The sequence below is a fragment of the Anaerobiospirillum sp. NML120449 genome (assembly GCF_023051105.1).
Taxonomy (GTDB): Bacteria; Pseudomonadota; Gammaproteobacteria; order Enterobacterales; family Succinivibrionaceae; genus Anaerobiospirillum.
In genome coordinates, this window is record NZ_JALKIL010000008.1 from 117,923 (window position 1) to 139,673 (window position 21,751).

Annotated in this window: 12 protein-coding genes; 2 read left to right on the forward strand and 10 right to left on the reverse strand. The window is 51.2% G+C overall.

Going from position 1 to position 21,751, the window contains the following annotated elements:
- Nucleotides 1–783 precede the first annotated feature (783 nt).
- Complete coding sequence (locus MXE41_RS04050) at nt 784–5,031, forward strand: DUF4253 domain-containing protein (RefSeq protein WP_247099462.1); 4,248 nt, start codon at nt 784–786, stop codon at nt 5,029–5,031.
- Nucleotides 5,032–5,490: 459 nt separating this feature from the next.
- Here the strand turns inward: MXE41_RS04050 and MXE41_RS04055 are convergent, their stop codons facing one another.
- From MXE41_RS04055 to MXE41_RS04075, 5 genes are all read right to left on the reverse strand, one after another.
- Nucleotides 5,491–6,486 carry a flagellin gene (locus MXE41_RS04055; RefSeq protein ID WP_247099463.1) on the reverse strand — a complete coding sequence of 332 codons (996 nt, stop codon included), beginning with the start codon at nt 6,484–6,486 and terminating at the stop codon, nt 5,491–5,493.
- A gap of 589 nt (nt 6,487–7,075) precedes the next feature.
- Complete coding sequence (locus tag MXE41_RS04060; protein WP_247099464.1) at nt 7,076–8,092, reverse strand: AAA family ATPase; 1,017 nt, start codon at nt 8,090–8,092, stop codon at nt 7,076–7,078.
- Nucleotides 8,082–8,783, reverse strand: a complete 702-nt coding sequence (gene pnuC / locus MXE41_RS04065) for a nicotinamide riboside transporter PnuC (RefSeq protein WP_246978563.1) — start codon at nt 8,781–8,783, stop codon at nt 8,082–8,084. Before pnuC ends, MXE41_RS04060 begins: the two co-directional genes overlap by 11 nt.
- Nucleotides 8,784–9,598: 815 nt before the next feature.
- A complete protein-coding gene (locus MXE41_RS04070; protein WP_247074046.1) occupies nt 9,599–9,862 on the reverse strand; it encodes a hypothetical protein in 264 nt (87 codons plus the stop codon).
- 141 nt (nt 9,863–10,003) lie between these two features.
- Nucleotides 10,004–11,530, reverse strand: a complete 1,527-nt coding sequence (locus tag MXE41_RS04075) for a fumarate hydratase (protein WP_246978564.1) — start codon at nt 11,528–11,530, stop codon at nt 10,004–10,006.
- Between the two features lie 1,786 nt (nt 11,531–13,316).
- Between MXE41_RS04075 and MXE41_RS04080 the strand changes: the two genes are divergently transcribed.
- Entirely contained in the window at nt 13,317–14,084 is a 768-nt protein-coding gene (locus MXE41_RS04080; protein ID WP_246978565.1) for a hypothetical protein, read from the forward strand.
- Nucleotides 14,085–15,230: 1,146 nt separating this feature from the next.
- Here MXE41_RS04080 and MXE41_RS04085 read toward each other — a convergent pair.
- The 5 genes from MXE41_RS04085 to MXE41_RS04105 all read right to left on the reverse strand — a co-directional run bounded on the left by MXE41_RS04085 (nt 15,231) and on the right by MXE41_RS04105 (nt 20,030).
- A complete protein-coding gene (locus MXE41_RS04085; RefSeq protein WP_246978566.1) occupies nt 15,231–15,965 on the reverse strand; it encodes a nitroreductase family protein in 735 nt (244 codons plus the stop codon).
- A 312-nt stretch (nt 15,966–16,277) separates the two neighbouring features.
- Nucleotides 16,278–17,387, reverse strand: coding sequence for a chorismate synthase (gene aroC / locus MXE41_RS04090; RefSeq protein ID WP_246978567.1), 1,110 nt, complete (start codon nt 17,385–17,387; stop codon nt 16,278–16,280).
- Nucleotides 17,388–17,947: 560 nt separating this feature from the next.
- Entirely contained in the window at nt 17,948–18,904 is a 957-nt protein-coding gene (prmB, locus tag MXE41_RS04095) for a 50S ribosomal protein L3 N(5)-glutamine methyltransferase (protein WP_247099468.1), read from the reverse strand.
- A 392-nt stretch (nt 18,905–19,296) separates the two neighbouring features.
- Complete coding sequence (locus MXE41_RS04100) at nt 19,297–19,623, reverse strand: hypothetical protein (protein WP_247099465.1); 327 nt, start codon at nt 19,621–19,623, stop codon at nt 19,297–19,299.
- A 179-nt stretch (nt 19,624–19,802) separates the two neighbouring features.
- The gene (locus tag MXE41_RS04105; protein WP_246978568.1) at nt 19,803–20,030 is read right to left on the reverse strand and encodes a DUF1107 family protein; all 228 of its coding nucleotides are present in this window, start codon (nt 20,028–20,030) and stop codon (nt 19,803–19,805) included.
- Nucleotides 20,031–21,751 lie beyond the last annotated feature (1,721 nt).

Consider the following 21,751-nt stretch of genomic DNA (forward strand, 5'->3'; position numbering starts at 1 on the left):
AGGCCTGCCTCTGTCACAGGGGCAGGCCTGTTTTGTCTGAGCTCAGCTCATCAGTCTTAGTCCAGTTAAAGCGCCATACTGCTCCCTCCTGCGCCGCAGCAACAAGCTCTGGCCGTAGCAGTCAGCGCCATGCGGAGCCCTCCTGCGCCGCAGCAACAAGCTCCGGCCGTAGCAGAGCAAGCCGCACCAGTCAGCGTCATGCTGTGCTCTCCTGCGCCGCAGCAGTCAGAGCATGAATGTAACTGCCCATGCTTAAGCAATATGGGACTGTCTTGAGCGTGCCGGGATCAAAAAACATGTCAGTTAATGAATGTTCAGCTTGACAGCAGGCGACACTAACTGGAAAAATCTGATGCATATGCCCATCAGCAGTCAAAGTCCCGACCTGGGCAGCTGCATAAGCAGCCGCATCAGGATCTGCAGCTCAAGCCGCCAGGGCCTCTCTGCCAGCCCAGTCCATTATCTGTAGGCACTCTCATAAAGGTGTGAGTTCAGGGATCCAGCAGCGGCATCAGGTCCAGCTGAGCCAGCTTCTATATCAGGCAATTGGCAGAAGGCAGAAGGCAGTTATCTGGCAAGAACAGTGCGGCGGCCTTACGTAATTTTGCGCGCTGGGGCTGGAGGGGCCAGGCTCATTGTGTGCGGCGTCCAGGAAACTGAACTGATCACTGTGCGTGAGCTTTGAGCTGACTGGTGGGCGGGCAGTGAAATACAGACTACGAGGAGAGCGTGTCCTGTCAGATGCAGCAGATGCTGCGGCTGTTTCAGGATGCCAGTGATGTTATGACAGCCAGTAATACCGGGCTATCCCGCCCTGCAGGAAAATACCCGTCCTGGGACGATGAGGGCGGTGCCGGAGCTTTATTTGACAGAATTGAAGAGCTTAACAGTCAGGGACAGTTTGTCCTGTGCTGTGAGGCCATTGATCATCTGCCAGTACGGGCTCGCGATTATCGTACGGCCTTTGTGTACGCCCGTGCAGTACAGAATCTGGCTGTATGCGGCTATGAGCCATCACCTGATTTTGCCTCTGAGACCAGGGACAATGGTTTGCCTGATCTGTCAGACAGTGCTGCCCTTGCCTCACTTGCTGATCCTGCTGCCCTGATGACTGCGCTATCAGAAGCCACAGCCTTCCGCCAAAAGCGCGCAGCTGCCACAGCCGCCATGGCTATAGAGCAATATGATTCTGCCTGTGCTCAGCCTGCCACGCGCTCCTCCCGTAAAAGCACCGCTGCCAGAAACAAATCCCTCTCCTCAGGACGCACTGTCAGCAAAGGCATGCCCCGCGCACTGGTCAAAATATTAAGAAGGGCTGATACAGCACGCTTTACCCCTTTCCTGCCTGACACTCCCGGCTGCAGCGTTACCGTACAGGGACCACCTGATGCCGGTACTTTGCTGATGATTACTTCCCTTACTGTGCTTGATGAAGTCAGTAACGACGGCATTCATGATCCCCGCTTTCATTTGCGCAAGGCATGGGCCTGGCTCTTTCTTAACGAGCCTGTAAGGGCCAGAGCCTGTGCTGCGGCCTGCAAATCAATCAGCAATGATGCAGCAGCTGCACTGATACTGGGATGGGCTGACACCTTCAAAGATGAAGACAACCTTGAAGAAAAGCTCAGTTCAGCAAGAAAGAGAGCACGTCTGTTCTGGCCTGCAGGCCGTGACCGTCCCTATGGTCTGCCAGCTGACAGGAGCGATGAAGATGACTACCACGCCCAGGGCGATGAGCTCGTGCCACCAGATGGCCGTGATGTAATTGAGCTGTGCTACCGGCGCCATGATCCCTGCACTCAAAGTGAGTTTTATCACCATCACTTTCACGCTACTCTCATATCAGGCGACTCTGAGCTCAACTTCAGGGCCTTTTTACTGTGGCTCAATTCCCTGTGGGACATACAGATTGAGGCTGAGGACATTTTCACCACTGAGGCCACTCATCTCAATGCCCGCAGCGAAAGAGTCTATGGCATACGCTATAACAATATGACGGCTCTGCTGTCATTTCTGGGCGGTCAGGTTGATGTGCATGACCTGATTCGCCATGGCCTTGGAGCAAGCCAGGTTGCCCATTTCAGCTATCGTGACAGCATACTTGCCCATGAGGCCGGCCTTGAAACCTGGGAAAAAGCCGGCATAAATCCCCATGGCTCCTTTGGCGCCATAGACGCCCTGGCAAAGAACAGCATCACAGCCGCTGGCAGCAGATCAGGTGCCAGGAGCGAACGCCCGCTTAAGCCATGGAAAGAAAGAGCCCGCAGACTGCTCAAAAGACGACTTCCTCATAAAGAGGGCGATCCTCCTGAGCTTACAGCCATGCAGGCAGCTGATGACATGTATCTGCACCGGGGCCGCATTGAGGTCAGCCTGCACAGCCGTGGACAGCATCCTCTGGCTGCTGGAGTGTTCTTTACTCAGATAATGCGTACCTTATGCATCAGCAGCACAGTAAGAGGCATGGTCATAAACGGAGGCCTCTTCAGAACTGATGTTTTCTGCATGGAAGCCGAGCGCATCTTTAATCAAATCCTGCCCGTCGATGCCTTTATTTTCTTTGGCATTAATGACGACGGCCCGGTCCCGTCTGTCTATACCAGGGGGCTGCGCAGCCTGGGAATGAATGAGATAGAAGTAAGCTATCCAGGCGAGGATCCTGAGGTACTGCTGTCCTTTTTACGCGATGCCGTGAATATTATCCTTACCCGCAACATCACACTTCAGGACGGTCAGGATGCCGATCTAAGAGGTCTGCTGCACCATAAAATCGAGCTGAGCGCCGGCATCAACATTCCAGACTACACTTTCAAAATCAACTACGATCTCAGCTACGGCGCCTCCACCACATCAGCATCCCCAGCCCGCACTGCAAAATCTGCAGATAAACCAGACAAAACTGCTGACAAAACTGCAGATAAATCAGCTAAAGCTGATAAAGCTGGTAAAGCCGCAGACAAAGCAGCCAGCAAAAGTGCCAGCGGCAGCGCCAGAGCCAGTCGCGCAGCCAGCAAGGCCCCAGCCGGACCAGACAGTCAGCCCCTGTCTCCTGTTTCAAAATCAGCCCCACCAGCCTCAGCTTCAGCACAATCTGCCCCGACTTTACCAGCCACGGATGTAACTGCCGTTCAAGCAGCTCCAGCTTCTCCAACCCCTGCTGAAACTGCCGCTCAAGCAGCTCCAGCTTCTCCAGCCACGGATGTAACTGCCGCTCAAGCTGTCACCGCATCAGCTTCAAACACATCCTCCCTGTCAGGCCGTGCTCAAACTCAAACTGAGCAAAAGTCAGCCGCCACAACAGAGCAGCAGACCGCTAACACAAAAGAGCAGACACTTTCCAGAAGAGAAAGCATTAACAGCAATGCAAGGCCAGTCACTGCTGCTGAAAGCACTGTTACATCTACAGATACACTTTATAAAACGGAAAGTACAAACGGCACCGAAACCATTACTGATACTGCAGCTGACTGTGGTCATGGCAGAAGTGCCAGTGATGAAATCAGCCATAAAGATGTAAGAGAGCAACAGTCAGCCTGTGCAGCGTCATCGCGACCTGCCGCCGCTCATGCGCCGGCTGAAGCTGCATCGCTTTCAGCTGCCAGTTATGGTTTTACACCTGGCGATCTGTCTGGCAAGGCCCCGGGCATCACTGTGCCATCAGGTACACGGCCATGGCCTCGTCATGCTGCCGTGCTGGTTGATGACAGCCATGTGTACTCACGAATGCTCAAGGGCACACAACGTGGTCAGGACCGTCTGAGCACCATAACCCATATGGCTCTTTTTCTGCGCTGGGCCATACGCCGTCATCTGATCAGCTCTGCCCTGGAGCAGAAATATCCCCATGTTATTGAGCAGGTGAATTTTGGCAATGAGAAATTCGATCTGCGCCAGTTTATTTATGATGAATTTGCCGGACGCATCAGTGATGATATTTTCAATGATGCAGGCCGGTCCTTTGTGCATGACTACTGGCAAAAGGAAACACTGCCTAACTATTTTGAAGATTTGCGCATTATTGCCCAGGACAGTCCAGCTCTGGAACAGCTTGACTCTCCTGCTGAATATGAGCTGTCTTTTACTGCCCTGCCTTTTAATGACAGCACCTGGGACTGTGTACGAGCTGTGCTTAACAGTCGTCTTAGTTCCCATCACAATCAGTATGTGCAGCCAGTAAGTCAGGAGTGCGAGGCTACGGCCTGGCAGCTGATGCGTTTTCTGGACTGCCCATGCACTTTATTCCCGGCCATGGCTGATGACAGTCCGCTTATTGCATCATGGCAAGCCGCTAAAACAGAGGGCGAAAACGACGGTTTTGTACCGGTAATGATTCCAGCTGAGCCACTGATGCTGCAGATGCTTATCAACCGCTCGGGCTGCCGTGCTCCACTGTCACGTCAGGACACCATGGGTCCATTTGATCTGACCAGACTGCAGGCAGTAAGACAGAACATGGTAAGCATGCCCCTGCCTGATGGTGCCGCCCTGCTTGAGGCACAAATAGAAAAGTCGCGCAGACGCATTGAAGAGCACGGGTGGAGCTGGGAGGATCATGTAACCGGACGGGCCATGCGCAAAGTTACAGTAACGCGCTTTCAGTGTATCTGGGACTTTCAGACCAGTCTTACCCGCCCCATGATTCTGGCCCGCATTCCTGCTGCACAACCATGGCATGTCTTTGCCTGGCTGCCCTGGGAATTACGTCGTTACGATATTGGCGTAACTGAGTTTATGGCTGTAGCCCGTTACTTTTATGAACAGTACGGAGCCGTACTTTCTGTAATGTCCAGTCAGGAACTTGAGTTTTCTCTGCCTGCTGCGCTTAAGAAGAAAGACAGAAGCCTCAAAGCTGCCTATGAGTACTTTGCTCTTTGCCCTAATATTATCGAGCTCAACTCAGGTAATTTCCGTCCTGACCTTTATGACAAAATAGGCAATGTAGCCACACTGGCCAGCACCTTAAGCCGCTCGCGCATCTGGTACTTCAACTGGGAGCTGATGTGGCGCCGCTCCTTTGCCCGCAACACCTGACCAGGGATGCACCAGCCATGCAACGACATTTGCCCAGGCATTCTTTTGCCGGGCACATGTCGTGTCCCGCAGCCCCATCTCTCACAGCTCAACCTTGTCCCTGCGCTGCGCCCGCCAGGACAAAACCACCTGCCTGCTCTTAACCTGACAGAAAGAAATGCCCCGGCATAATACTGCCCAATAAGCCTCCTGCTTCCCCGCGCGAAGTCCCCTGACAGAGTGCAGTCCTCACAACTAAAACCTTTAGGCAAGCTTATGAGACATGTTTATAAGACCTGCTTATGTGACATGCTTATGTGACGTGCTTATGAGACTGCTTATGTGACATACTTATGAGACTGCTGATGGACGCCCTGATACACGCTCAACTGACAGGGTTGTTTCTTTACTTTACATTTTAGAAAGCAAAAAGGCGGGATAAACCCGCCTCAATAATTCGTTTTAAGAAATCTGTAAGTATTACTGACCTAACAGGCTCAGAGCAATGGTAGGACGCTGATTGGCCTGGGCAAGAACAGTCTGGGAAGCCTGCTGGATAATGTTGTTCTGAGTCAGAGCAGCAGTCTCAGAGGCGAAGTCAGTATCACGGATTCTGCTACGGGCATCAGCCTCATTTTCAGAGATGGAAGCCTGGTTACGAATAGTGCTTTCCATACGATTTTGGAGAGCACCAAGACCAGCACGCTTGGAATCAACAACCTGGATTATCTTATCGATATTAGCAAGTGTGTACTGAGCTAATGATGCAGCAGAAATAGTCCAGCGTACCTCAGCTTTATGAGCGTCAGTATTGCCATCAATAACAATACCATTTGTGGCATTTTTATTAGCTGCGTTTGTGATGTCCTTTGCCTCACCAATATTTGCCATCTTTGCAAGGCCTGACATGGTAAATGCAGCAGTCCAGTTCAGGTATAAAGTGTCATTTGCATTGGCGCCAACCTGGAACACTATCTTTCCGGCATTTGCTGCACCAACGCTTGGAATAAGACTTGTCTTGTTTGAAAGATAGTTGTTCTTATCAGTAACACGCGGACCATTCAGGACAGTAGCACCTGCAAAGGTGGTCTGGCGGGCGATACGGTTGATTTCCTGGGAAAGCTGGGTAACTTCTTCCTGAAGGGCTTTGCGGTCGGCCTGGGAGTTGGTGCCGTTAGCGGACTGTACTGCAAGGACACGGATACGCTGCAGCATGTTGGTGGTTTCGTCCAGGGCGCCTTCAATGGTCTGGGCAAGGGCGATACCGTCGTTGGTGTTGCGGTTGCCCTGGTTGAGGCCGTTAATCTGGGAGGTCAGGCGGTCGGAGATCTGCAGACCGGCTGCGTCGTCCTTGGCGGAGTTGATTCTCAGGCCTGAGGACAGTCTCTGGTATGAGGTATTTAAGCTCAGAGTGGCATTACTCAGCTTGCGCTGGGCATTGATGGAACTGACGTTCGTGTTGACGTAAAGAGCCATATCCGATCTCCTTGTATGGCCCCAGTTCGGCCACTAATTTATATCTGGTTGCATAGTCACGTTAAGACATGCTCCTGTTTCATTGACCATGAGCAATGAGTATGCCACTGCTCTGCCAGGGCTGTATTTACCGTCGCTGCATGCCAGTAAACATCATATTTATAAGATCGGAAACACCTTAATAAACTGGCAATGCCATATGTCTTGCCCGCATGAAATTACGCGGGCACCAGATCCCACGTCATATTTATGACCCGAAAATGGTCTGTTCCAGACACAGTCCTACTGTGTGCTGAGCGCTGTTTGCTGAGTCTGCAGCGGGGCTCATGATGCTGCCATCAGCCAGCACAGTGCAAATTAAAGGGCCTGATCCCCACAATGGAGATCAGGCCCTTTAGTGTATTGAGTGCCGATACTTTCGGTCTGTCAGCTATGCGCCGCGCCCATCATACCCGGCAGCACCTGGAGGCCCCCGGCTACTGCGGTCGGACATAGCGAGCCAGTGGATGCGTGGTGCGGAAGAAGTGCGGTGGCAGCGCGCATCGCGTGGTGCGGTAGCAGCGAAGCATCGCGTGGTGCGGTGCCGGGGCTAGGCCTGGGGCTCAAGCAGTGCGTTTACCAGGGCCACGGCCTGCTCGTAGCGGGACTGGTAGTCGCCGCTTACGGTGACAAACCTGCGGTTGTGGCTCTCAAAGATGTCCTTTATCTGATTGGAGTACTTTTCACGCTGGCTGGCAATGACCATGGAGCGATCGCCGTCGTGAATAAAGTCCACATCAGGCTCAAGGAAGATAATGAGATCAAAGCGGTTGATGCTGTCGATAGCATCAGACAGAGCCTTGTTCAGGCGACTTTGCGGATCTTCAAAGAAATTGATGTAGAACTGGGTAATAAGGGTGTCAGTATCAACAAAAAGCACCTTCTTGCCCTGCTCCAGAGCCTTGATTTCATTGAGCTTCTGCTGAAGCAGAATCTCAACATAATCCTCAGAGAGCATGCGATCAGGAGTACCTGACTTAAAGGAGAGCTCACGGCCGGCCTCATCAATGCTGATGGCATTAAATCTACTGGTAAGATTCAATGTCAGAGTGGACTTGCCAGTGCTTTCTCCACCAATGAGCAGAACCTTACGGGTGTAATGAGGACGTACCACTGCTGGCAGCCAGTCCCAGTGACCATAAGGATCAGCACGCAGAACCTTGGAGCTGATACCCATGGTGTTGTCAAAATGATGAATGGCCGCCTCACGACAGGTCAGTTTGAAGCAGCTGCGCTCATCAGTATCGTCGTCAGTAAAGATGACATCGATACCGTCCTTGATCTGATCACGTATCTGACGGGCATGATCAAGTGCCATTTCGTGAGTGTACTGGCTGAGCGACGGGGCATCATCCTCAACAGTAAGGATGGTGACATTGCCAATATGGGCGGTCAGGCGGTAAATCCAGCGGTAACGTACCAGCATGTCTATTTCATTGCGGTTACGACCTGCCCACAGCACTACAAAAAGTCTGACACACAGATTGGCTGCCTGAATCAGGCTGTCTACATGTCCCATGTGCAGAGGATTGAATGCACCTCCGTAAAGACCGGTCTTATATCTCATTGCTCCTGGCCTCCCTTGACCAGCGTATGTACATGTAAATAGCATTGAGCAGGTAGACTACCCACATCAGCAGTACCGCCAGATTCTCCTGACCCTGAGCAAAGTTAATGGACCACATGACAATGGTTGCGGCATTAACCACAATCCACAATAGCCACTGCTCGGCAATACGGTAGATAGTCAGAATCTGAGCGGTAATGGACAGTACTGTTGTCAGGCTGTCGACCCATGGCAGGTTGCCACCCAGAGTGCGCAGGAAAAGACCATAGGCAAAGACGGCCACTACAGTAACAGCATAAATGTAGATCTTCTTTTTGCGGCTCAGGCGGCGCTTTTCCACCTCACCCGTATCAGCGCTGGTATGACGGGCCCACAGGTAGAGACCAATGATATTCATTGGTGTGTAGTACAGAGTGTTGAGCATGACCTCGCCATAGTACTTGGCCTCATAGGCAATCCAGGCATAGCTGAGCACGTTGACCAGAGCAAAGACAAAGCAGATGCTCTTGCCCATACCAGTGAGCACCACGCACCATACACCTGTCAGTGCGGCCACAATACCCAGAGTGGAATCACCCCAGTAAAGAGACAGCGACAGAATAATGGCCGATGCCACCAGCATCCAGGTGGTTTCGGCCTTTTTCCAGCCAGTAAACTCATTTTTCAGATAAAGTGTCAGACCTTCGCCCATATTATTTCTCCTTAAAAGGCGTGGAAATGACAGCCCGGGCGCGCTCCCCTTGGAAACATCTGCAGGCAGCCGCGCTACCTTGCGGTCGCCTGGTCGTAAGGCGCTCTGCATCTTCAGCCAACACTGCTGTGCCCCACCTGCAGGGCTTGCAGCTGCGAAAGCTGCTGCTATGCCCCTGCCCGGCACGAGGAGGCCTGTGAGCCGCTGTTGCAGCGCCAGCTGCTGCATATGCGCTGACTGAATGCTCCCAAAACGCGTCTGTATTTTCTAACCTGACCATAACAGTCCATTCATTACCTTGCTTTCTCTTGCCCCTGCCCCTGCCGTGCTTATGGCTCAGCCAGGTTATGGCAAGGCCGGTGAAGAACCACGCTCAGCCAGGTGATGGCAAGGCCGCTGATGCTTATGGCTGCGCCATGGGTTTCAGGGCCGGTCAAGCACCTGGCAGGCTGCTCACTCAGTACTGTCTGCCCGGCTGCGCCTGTGCCCTGGCCCATAGCTGGATGGGCGCTGAGAGCTGTTCTCTCAGACCCGGTTGCACCAGATTTTCTGGTGTGGTTGCCAGATAACGGGCGCAGGCCATCCCCGGGGGCTGCCTTGTGAGCAACCACGGTACGGCCGGGTCCGAATAGCGGGTACAGGTTATCCCCGGGGGCCACTGAGCATTTCAGTAACCACGGTACAGGCTGGGCCCGTTTCCGGGCAAAGGCTGTGGGTGAGGATAGCAGCGCAGCTGACAGGCAGCGTGAGGCTGTAGCAGGAAAGTAAAAATGAATCTGCAGTGCAGATCCATGCAAGCATGGTAATGACGGGATTTATGACGTCCATGGCAACTGCATTTTGCTGTCAGACAGCGCAGAGCGCTCTGCCAGCTCAGGCAGTTCATGAGCGTCAGTTACGTTTTTCGTCGGGCCTCGTGAAAAACAGCCGTTTGAGCTGCCGTGCCGCCTTTGCAGTTGAGCGAAAAGGCTTTGTTGCAGGCTGGCACAAGTGGCCGCAAAGCGGGCCGCTGTCGCGATGTTACTGGTAATGAACAGGTCAGAAAATACCAGGGCCAGTTGAGTTACTAACAATAACAAAAAAAGGCGGTATAGCAAACGTGCAATACCGCCTCTTTGAAATTTATTATGACCTGGAGAGGGTCTGGTCAGTCAGGATGATATGGCAACTGATATGACCCGCCCTGATCATAAGGTAAGACTACAGGACAAAAGTTACTGTTAGACGTACTTGAAGTCGATTTCCTTGATCTTCTCAGACCAGATCTTAGGACCTACGGAGTGGATATTGTTACCCTCGGAGTCAACAGCAACGGTAACTGGCATATCGACAACCTTAAACTCGTAGATAGCTTCCATGCCAAGATCCTCGAAAGCCAGAACACGGGCTTCCTTGATGGCCTTGGATACGAGGTAGGCAGCACCACCTACAGCCATTAAGTAGGCGGCCTTGTGCTTCTTGATGGACTCAACAGCGGCAGGACCGCGCTCGGACTTGCCGATCATGCCATACAGGCCGGTCTCAGCGAGCATGGTCTCAACGAACTTGTCCATACGGGTGGAAGTGGTTGGGCCTGCTGGGCCTACAACCTCATCACCAACAGCAGGTACTGGACCTACGTAGTAGATGAACTTGCCCTTGAAATCAACGCCATCAGGTAAGGACTCACCCTTGGCAATCATGTCGCAGATGCGCTTGTGGGCAGCATCACGACCGGTCAGAATGGTACCGGTCAGCAGCAGAGTATCACCCATCTTCCAGGTGGCGATCTCTTCCTTGGTCAGGGTGTCGAGGTTGACGCGCTTGACGTTGTCATTGCCACCAAGCTCGATCTCAGGATAGATGTCCAGTGATGGAGGAGTGAAGGTGGCCGGGCCTGAACCGTCCAGAGTGAAGTCGATGTGACGGGTGGCGGCGCAGTTAGGAATAATAGTGATGGCCTTGGATACGGCGTGGCAAGGATAGCTCTTTACCTTAACGTCCAGAACGGTGGTCAGACCACCCAGACCCTGAGCACCGATACCAAGCTTGTTGATCTTCTCGTACAGCTCAAGACGGAGCTCTTCGTCGGCATTCTGTGGGCCGCGCTTAATCAGATCCTGAATGTCGATGTGCTCGTTTAAGGATTCCTTGGCCAGTAAGGCTGACTTCTCAGGAGTACCGCCTACGCCAACACCAAGAATGCCTGGAGGACACCAGCCGGCACCCATTAAAGGAATCTCATGGAGGATCCAGTCAACGATGGAATCAGAAGGATTGAGCATCTTCATGTGGGTCTTGTTCTCGGAACCACCACCCTTGGCAGCGATGGAAACCTCAACCTTGTCACCCTTGACCATCTCAATGTGAACTACGGCAGGAGTATTGTCCTTGGTGTTAACACGCTTGCCGGCAGGATCGACCAGTACGGACTTGCGCAGTGGATTGGTAGCGCAGGTGTAGGCACGACGGGTACCCTCGTCTACCATCTCCTGAACGGTCATGTCGCCCTCAAACTGGACTTCCATACCGATCTTGACGAAGCAGGTTACGGCACCGGTGTCCTGACACAGTGGTCGGTGACCGATAGCACACATCTTGGAGTTCTTTAAGATCTGTGCGATGGCAGCCTTGGCTGAAGGGTTCTGCTCAATATCATAGGCATGCTTCATTGCGTCAAGGAAATCACGTGGGTGATAGTACGAAATGAACTGGAGAGCCTCATAGATTGAGTCAATGAAGTCCTGATTCTTAATTAAAGTTGTCATTAGCCAATCCTTTTCCATTGGTGTTTCGGCCAGGCGGCCAGTTGTATCCATCAGCCGCGTACCGACGCCACTGAGGCCACATCCAGGCCGACTAAATTGCTCAAAAGATTATAAGCCGATTGAAACAAAATTGCAGCTTGAGACCATAGACCGGCCCTGACAAAATCGTAAAAACATGAACCCTGGCAAGCTTTTTTACCCGCACCAAATAGTCACCTGTTTCAAGCGGATACCCCCATGGCATCTCACTGAATATCCCAACAGCTATCTGAAATCTCAGCACAATCAGCCTGCTCACAGACCCGCACTCAACGGAGATACCTGCACCCCATGGTGAGCCCTGCCCTCGCCCCATCCCCTTCCCCCACTCTTCCGTAATGAGCATTCGATCTGGAGTCGGCACTGCATCCTGTGCCCTCAAGGCCGGACTATTACTGCCAGGCCACAGATCCAGTCCACGCCTGTTGCACTGACGAACCGGTCCAGGTATTAAGATACCGGACGCCCTGATGTCAGCATGTTGCATGGTTGTAACAAAACCGCCTGAACTCAATGGTCGCTACTTAAGCGTCAGACGGGTGATGCCGACCGCCTCCGCATTGCAGAGCGACCATGCTGGCATGCTGGCAGGATGGGAGGCCAGCAGGAGGGCGGCATGCATGCTGTTACCGGCTGCACTTTGCTATGGGTTTATTGATGAAATTCATGCTCAATCCCACATACATTGACCTGTCTGTGTTCAAAAGCGGGGCATTATTCTAATTATCAGCATGGCATTGTCATGATTTTCCTTATAATGCCGTTACAGATTGCGTCTGCACTTGATTGAAAGACGCATAGTGAACAAAATATGGCCTCACAGACATATTTATGACATACATGCTAAGGCAGATAACACAGCACTGTCGGTAGTACGCAGCCATGGGCACTGCGTCGTGACAAATTAACGCCACAGCCATGCTTTTTTGCTGAAAAAACACTGTCATAAGGTATAACAACAGGCATAATCGTCATAAGAAAATGGCTGATAATTGCCGTTTTTCACTTAAGCACCATTTAGTGGCATACCTATTGCTGTAGTCACGTGAGCAGTCATCGCTTCGACTCCTTAACAGGTAATTAAGGTGTCTTTAGTGGTGTCTGGAGTTCGACAGAATAACAGTTACCTGAGCCCTGCAGCCTGACTTTAACTGCAATTGCAAGTCAGCTGTCATATTGCATGGCATCAGGATCTATTATTTTGAGGATACTTTGTTGCATAATATTCGGTTATCAGACTGAGTCCCTGATACACATTGAAATTCCTTACAGGAAATTGAGCCTAAAGCTTCAGGAGCAAGCCTTAAAGCCAGAAGAGACCTGATCATCAAAAAATGGAGTAACCGGACACCTCAGAGGCCTTAAGCCTTCCGGTTATATGTGTTAAAGCAGCCGTGCGGCTGAACACATCAGAGCCTCAAATTAGTGCAACACTGATTTACTGGTAAAATCGTCACTCAAACGACTGATTTTCCCAATGCGGATAAGACAGGCAGACTGCGCCGCAATTCTAACAGGGCGGCTAAATATGCTATATTGCCGTTCTTCAAGCAGACAGGGTATCAGACAGAGCTGATAAAGGCCTGTAAAATGCCCGATTAAGGACAGGATCTTTGCGTTTGTGGCTCAGACCTTTGTCGTAAACAGAATTCCTTAAGACAGAATGACCGGCATTTTGCCCGGCCTCTGTTGTATTACAACTGATTATTTTTCAACGTCTTTCAGGCACAACCATAAAGGGCTAAATATGTTAATTACGATTGCTGTAATCATCATTGTGCTTACAACGTTCATGTTAATCATTTACAACATGTACAGTGATTACATGGCTAAGCGCGAAGAAGATATGCGTGTTATCTATACCCGCTGCCGCAATATCGTTTCCGAGTCTGAAGAGCTGCTGATCAATCAGAACCAGCTGCCTTACTCCAAGACTATGGTACTCATTTTGCGCAACCGTATTTTAAGTGCCTTAAAGCGTATGAAGGGCGACCCTACCGCCCGTGGCATTGAAGAGCGTATTGCCGAGCAGACCAAGATTATTGAAGACATCAAGGTTAACTACAAAGAGGATCTGGCCTTCCGTAATCCTGAGAATGACAACGTTGCTGTTATGCAGTTACGTACTATCCGCCGTCTGCGCAAGATCATTCAGTCTGAACTGCGTGCCGGCACCACAGTAGACGTAAACCTGTGTCAGAAAGAAGACCGTCGTCTCAAGCTGCTGGTTCTGAAGATTAACGTTTCCAACCTCATCCAGAACGTAATCATCATGCGCGAGAACCGTCAGGTAGGTTCATGCCGTACCATGATTACCAAGGGTCTTGAGGTTATCCGCCGCTCCGGCATCAAGGACAACTGGCTGATGGACAAGTCAGACGTTCTCAATCAGATGCTGCGCGAACTTGAGCATCAGGTACGCGAGAAGAGCAAGGAAGAAGTCGAAAGAGTCAACGAGAAGACCGAGACCGAGTCCGAGCTGGACGAGATCTTCGGCGACAAGAAGAAGTGGTAAAAGCCACCCTCTTCTGAAAAAGCCCTTTTTCAAAGGCCCTGCCCAACCGGCAGGGCCTTTTTGTTTACCCCAGCAGCCAGCATCATTCCCGCAAGAGCCCTTCTCAAAACGCCCCGCCACAACAAACGTTTTTCAAAACCGCCCGACAGCCATTTAAATCCCTGTCCGAACCATCGCTGCCTCTGACCACGACAGGAACAGCCAGGACTCCTGATGTTCATGCAAGGCATTGCAAGCCCCTGCATTGCCCCGGCTCCAGCCTCTTAATTGTCCGGGCCTCCCTGCACAGATATCCCAACCAGGGGCTCCTCAAAGCCATGCCATGGTATGCCCCTGACCCGCACTCTCACCTGGCACTGCCCTTAACAGCCAGGCTGCCAGCGCCCGCCCCTGCCAAGTACAGAGCGCCATCCCACTTGTCCGCTGCAGCCCCTGATTGGCTGACCAAAGGCATAAACCTGACAACCTAAGCTCTGTCCGCGTAATCCATCAGGTAACATATATGTCTGAATGCAGCATCAGGACCAGAGCTGCACACCAGTCCTCCCCTATACAATCCTATCCCATCCAATCCAATCCCACTGTCCTATCCCATCCCTTTCAATCCAATCCTCCCCTGTCCTATCCCGTCCCATCCAATCCTATCCCATCCCAGTCAGGACTGGCAGTTGCTTAAGGAGCTGCATTGCGCTTAGTGCCTCTTTCTGTACTTTTTGAAAAGCAAAGCAAGCTGCATACTGCAGGCTGAAGATTCACACTGCATACTGCAGGCTGAAGATTCACGCTGCAGCATTCAACCAGCATACTGCTGAACACAGGATCAAATTACAGCTGCCTTATGACTGCAGAACAGCTCATCTCATGCCTGATAATGATTTACAAAATATTTTATGATTGATATTTTTAAGTGGTTTGAGAATGCAGGACAGTGGCTGTTGCGTACTTTCAGCATATCATCGGTTAACGAACCTGGCAGTTTTTGAGCTTGTTTTGAGTGTTTCTGGGCAAAAAAATGGCAGATTTGATAACAAATCTGCCTTTTTCTTTATTTGCTGTACCAGGACAGCTTATGCGGCACTGCTCTTTTGTGCAGTGCCATCTGGCTTTGGGTATTTTTTGCTGGCCATGAGGCTGCAAAGTGCGGTCTTAGATAAAGTCAAAGCCCTGCTCTTTGAGGTAATCAACAATGGCACCGGCTGGTGCTGTGGTGCTCTTGAGCATGGTGTTGCAGCTTTGAGTCCAGTCAGCTGAACGCTGATTGTACTTGCGGTTTTCAAGGTAGGCCTTGAAAGTCTGGTTGTACTGAGCCAGCTCTTCTTCATTGAAGGCGTCTTTGTACTCCTCGTCCATGATGAACCAGTGACGTGGCAGACGAGGCTTCTGCTCCTCAAGGTACTCCTTGTCAGGAACACCAAGAGCAAGGGCCAGTAAAGGTACTACGCCCTTTGGCAGCTTGAGCATTTCTGACAGACGCTTAATGCCTGACTTGTAGCCACCTATAACTACGCCTCCCAGGCCCATAGACTCAGCAGCGGTCAGAACATTCTGGCAGACCAGAGAACAGTCGTTAAAGCCGCCTGTTATGAACTTGAAGCCATATGGTGGCTTGATATCCGAGATGCGGGCCAGCTTGGTTACATCGAGGCAGAAAACAAAGAAAGTAGCGCACTTTGCAATATGGTCCTGATCGCCGGAGAACTGGGCAATCTCAGCAAGCTTGACCGGATCTGATACCTTAATGGTGGTAACAAACTGGTAGAAGCAGGTGCTTGAGGTCTGAACAATGGCGTCATCAATGGCGGTCATCTGCTCAGCGGTGATTTTCTCACCAGTAAATCTTCTTATTGACTGGTGGGACTTGATGGTCTCAAGAGCGTCCATGGTTAAATCCTGTAAAAGCTCTGCTAAAACAGAGTCTTTGGTTGCGGGGCTTAGATACTCTCATCAGCCCCCTTGCAATAATCTGAGGCCGGCAGCCTCAGCATGTTCGTGTTCTGTCGGCCCTGTCCGTCTGTTGCCACCAGGTCCAGTCCCGTCATCCGCTGCAGCTCGCCTGACTGCAGCATGTCGACTGCAGCCGCTGCGTATAGCCTGAATGCAGCTATGGTCGGCTGTAGCCTGTGCAGGTCGCCTGACTGTGGCTATGGTCAGATGGAGCTGGCAGGAGCTGCCTGACAGTGCCGTAAATGGATATCAGTTGCCTGCCGGGATGCGGAAGATAGCATCACGGTCTACACTGCCGCACTGGGCGCGGTCCATAAGGACGGCATCGAGAATGGTCATGGCCATCATGGCCTCGGCAATTGGAACGGCACGCAGGCCTACGCATGGGTCATGGCGGCCTTTGGTAACCAGCTCGTTTAAAGGATTACCGTTTTTGTCGATGCTGCGGCCAGGAACCATTATGGAGGAGGTAGGCTTGAAGGCCATGCGTACCCTGATAACCTGACCTGTGGAGATACCGCCGAGGATGCCACCGGCATGATTGGACAGGAAACCCTCAGGGGTAATTTCATCACGGGCCTCACTGCCTTTCATGGCAGCCATGGCAAAGCCGTCGCCAATCTCTACGCCCTTGACGGCGTTTATGGACATCATGGCCTGAGCGAGTTTGGCATCAAGGCGCTCAAATACAGGAGAGCCCATGCCGGCAGGTACGTTATGGGCACGCACCTCAACTACAGCACCGCAGGAATCGTGCTCCATTCGCAGATTGTCCATGAAATCGTAAATCTTCTGGAGTTCATTTTCATCAGAACTGGCAAAGTTAAGCTGGTTGTTAAGGGCAGCCTGAGGGTCATAAGCTTCAGTACTGAATGGGCCTATGGCAGTAACGCAGCCGTCAATGCTGATACCAAAGAGCTCTCTTAGCACAGTCTTGGCAATGGATCCGGCAGCAACACGCATGGCGGTCTCACGGGCAGAGGCACGGCCACCGCCACGATAATCACGGATACCGTACTTCATATTGTAGGTATAGTCAGCATGACCAGGGCGATAGGCATTCATAATCTCAGAGTAGTCCTGAGAGCGCTGAGCTGTGTTTTCGATAATAAGACCAATTGGGGTGCCGGTGGTCTTCTCCTGGAAGACGCCGGAGATCACTCTGACCTGGTCAGCTTCGTTACGTGGGGTACCAAAACGGGTACTGCCAGGACGACGACGATCGAGATCGACCTGGATCTGCTCCTCACTGATGGTTACACCTGGAGGGCAGTTATCGATAATACAGGCCATAGCACGGCCATGAGACTCACCACAGGTAGTTACAGTAAAGATCTGTCCGAAGGTATTTGCACCCATAGAATTAATCAGGCTCCTCGAAAATAAAAGGTTGCGACTGCTGCGCCGTCTGCTGCACGACACTAAAGTCGTCTTGACAGCAGCAAAACCGACTGGCTGAAAACTTTTCCAGCCCATATATCTTAGCCCATCAAACCAGGAAATAAGCACAGGCTTACTTCATATGTCTGAGTTTTCTCATTTTCAGGCCAAAAGAAAGGACCTGAGTATCAGCCCGCACCAAAAAAGCACGGTCCGACCACTCAGGTCCCTTCCTGCAGCTTACAGTCTGCCGTCCTCTGTGCAGTCACTGCGCCAGTCCCGCCTTCTTGACTGGCGGCCCTGCAGCCACTTCTGGCCGGCGGCCCTGCTGCCACTTCTGACTGGCGGATGCCGCGCCAGTTCTGAGCGGACGCCGCGCCACTGCTGAGAGCCAGCCTTCGCGCCAGTTATGACTGGCTGTAACCAGGCTACTGATGACGGGCGGCCGCTACGCTACCTCTGACAGGCTGAACTCCTGCAGCTTAAGACTGACGACCTGCTGAGCCTTCTTTGTCAGTTACCAGCCCGGCAGGCTTTTCTTATTTGCGCTGGTCATTGCAGGCATTGACGAAGTGTTGAGCACACAGCTCAAGCTGATCAGCTGTCAGCATGAATACACCACTGCCACCTTTCTTCAGGTCGATAAAGTGGAAAGGCACGTTTGGATAGGCCTCAATGAGGTTTTCCTCGGTATTGCCCACCTCAACAATGAGAATGCCCTCATCGGTCAGGAAGTCACGGGCCTTGAGGAGAATGCGGCGCACGCAGTCAAGACCGTCAGCACCAGAGCCAAGAGCCAGCTCAGGCTCACGGTGGTACTCATCAGGCATGGAGGAAATGTCTTCGGCGTTGACATAAGGAGGGTTGGCCACGATAAGGTCGTAGCGGTCACCCTCTGGCAGATTGTCAAAGAGATCGCTCTGGATTGGAGTTACCAGGTTTTCCAGCTCATAGCCCTCAATATTTCGGGCAGCAACCTCAAGGGCATCGGCGCTGATATCAACAGCATCAACCTCACAGTCGCCCTCAAACTGCAGAGCAATGGCAATGGCTATGCAGCCTGAACCTGTGCACATGTCCAGAACACGCTCAGGACGGCGGTTGAGATAAGGGTGGAACTCATTGTCGATAAGCTCGGCAATAGGAGAACGCGGAATGATGACGCGACGATCCACATAGAACTGGTGGCCGGCAAAGAAAGCACGGTGAGTTAAATATGGAGTTGGAATACGGTATCTGGTACGGGCAATGGCCATCTTGCCGATAAGATGACGCTCGCGGCGGGTCAGACGGGAAGTCAGAGTGGAGTCATCGCATGGTGGCTGCAGGAACATGACAGCCTGCACCATCTCCAGAGCCTCATCCCAGTAGTTATCAGTTCCATGACCAACATAAACACCGTGCATGGAGAACAGTGACACCAGATAGCGCACTACATCCTGTACGGTGAACAGCTCTTCATCAAGGGTCTTTAACACCTCCTCGTCATCAGGCATGTGATAAAAGTCTTCGTCGATAGGAGCAATAATTGAGTCGATCAGCTCTTCAGCAGATCTGGTATGAGAGTTAAGGTCCTCTGACTCGTTTACGTTTTGCGTGGTCATAAAATGATATAAATCTCTATACAAACAGCCTGGCGCTTTCCATAAGCAATAACAGAAAGCCCAACAGGCCCAATTAACCTGGTATGGCTATTTTACCTGAAAAACAGCCTCAATCCCCAAAAATACGCCCGCACCGCCACGACACAGAGCGCTGCAGATACCGCTACGGACGGCGCAAGGCTCCATGCATAATCCCCAGACCTGACCCACAAAAGTAACTTCCAGTAAGCTCCGCCTGTACCTGTCTCATGAGCACTGCAGTGTAATGCAGGAAATCAGCTGTGCTACAGCTTGATGTAGTGCAGGAAGAGCAGGAAGAGCAGGATAGAGGGCAATGCAGGAAGTGCAAGATGGGTGGCAATGCTGGGATAGCTGGATGGGCTTGCTGAAAGGGCTGCGATGCAGGAATAGCAGGATGGGCTTGCTGAAAGGGCTGTAATGCAGGAATAGCTGGATAGCTTGCTGGAGAGGCCTGAAATGCGGGAATAGCGGGATAGCTTGCTGGAGAGGCCTGAAGTACGGGAATAGCGGGATAGCTTGCTGGAAAGGCCTGAAATGCAGAAATATCTGGATAGCTTGATGGATGGGGCTGCACTGGCAGCAAAAGGCAAAAAAAATGAGCGTCTGAGTGCGCTCTGTTTTTGTGGGCAGATGCCTGAATTAACTGTGATGATACTGGACACAGGAACACGACGGCTGAATGGCTTACCGGACCTCAGCCGCCGGTCATTCCCATGTCTTATACATGGACCAGTCCTCTGATCAACACAGGCATAGCGATGGCAGGTGACTATTCGTAATGAACGTCCATCTTGCGGGATGAGGCCAGAAAATCAGAGATTAAATCATTGATTTCTCTGCCAATGACACGCTGCTTTTCGCTGCAGTCCTCGTTGATAACTACCTTGCCGCCATCAAAGGTGAATGTTCCCTGCTCCTCAATGACGAACTGTCCCTTAAAGAAAGAGGCTACGTGCTTTGCGATCATTACTGGGGTGTATTTTCTGAAAGTACGCATAGACTCACTGACTCCTGTGTTGTCTGTGTGTATTTTAGTCTAGTTCCCGATTGTAAAATTTGCATTAATCTGGTGCAAAAACTCTGGAAACTTTTAAGGCTTCTGTGCAGGTTACACAGTCGCCATGACCGGGCTTTCGGTAAATTCAAATCAGGTAAATCACCAGGACAAAAATATCTGTCAATCTAAGGTAAATACCTGTTTCTGCTTAGTTTGCTTTGATGTGGTAATTATCTGGCCTACTGCGATCTTAATCAACCGCAATTGTCTATATCCGCCACATTTATCAAGATTTTTGCCAACATTGCGTACGTGATCACAAATCATAAAATGGTGCAGAAGATGCACTTTTTTACCTCAGTAAAATTTTATTTTACACACATATTTTCAAATAACACCCAATATTTTCAATTTTGGCATGGATTATTCCAGACATGATGTTTGAAGCCCTTATGCATGCCGTATCTATGATATTCAGGCCCCTGCCATCGATAAATTGTTTAATCCTGATTAAGCCTGTTTCAGCCTTTTTATGAGGTGACTTAGATACTGACTGTATATCTGTGCGACAGGTGAAAAGGAATGTAAACAGTTTCATTTCCCATATCTATGGGCTCCAGAGGCTGATTTATGTTACCGATAATAACAGTGTAAAACCCCTGCACAAAGTGCACATATGGCACACATACCATCACCACCACAGATCTGCCCGCCTCAAATGTTAACCCCCGAAAAAACAGCATAAATATCGCATTTATGAGCATATCAACAGCTCTATCATTAGCGCATTCATTAACTTAATTTAATAATAACCTAACACTGGGCGATCAAACTTTTCCATCACAATGCATGGCATAAATGCATCATCACTCCAAAAAACTGGAGTAAACACTCCACCTGGGTCTTACTCACTACATACAACAAAAACACTGTTTTCAGGGAAAATGCCAGAACATAAACCAAAAATACCAGTGACCGAAAAATCCCTGCTTTGAAAAAACTTAATACGCCCAGCCCTGTCGCTCCAGATTTAATCCCTGCATCCGGCATGTCCAACTCCCACTGTGCACACACGTGCATACACCTTCGTGCACACACCAGCACGTACACTCCCACAACTCTCCTGGATAAACAGCAGCGACGGCGACAACTGAATACCAGTACAGGTTGCTCATCAGTCTAATGTCACGAGGACTAAACACCGCTTTCAGCACCAATAGCCAGCAGATGCAATTGAGGCGCTGGGACTTATCTGTCCCTATTGGCGGGCAAGTACGCCAAGGTCGGCATTGAGACCACTGTCAGGCCACGGGCGTCACGGCTGGTATCGAGGCCTCTGCATGGCACGGGCATCACGGCTGGCATTGAGACCTCTGGCTGGCTACGAATGCCCGGCAGGAATGAATGCCGATGGTCGCATGACTGCCCTTGCCTGCCGCCCAGATTGTCAGTTGTGCTCCATACCTGGTCCGATATGAAAGGATTACGACCACTGATGTTGGAGGTTACCGAGGTCTGCAGATAAAGGGCATGGATTTGTATACAGAGGTAATGAGCTTGTAAAGCTATGAGGGTTACTGCTGACGGCAAGATGGTACGTACTGTTTAAGTGTGGGGTGTAGATATTTCTACAAAAGCCTATAATTAAGCCATACCTTGCGACAGGGTAAAGTAGCTTTATCAGGCGCTTCTGGTGATCTGAACCGCACAGCGTTCTTCTA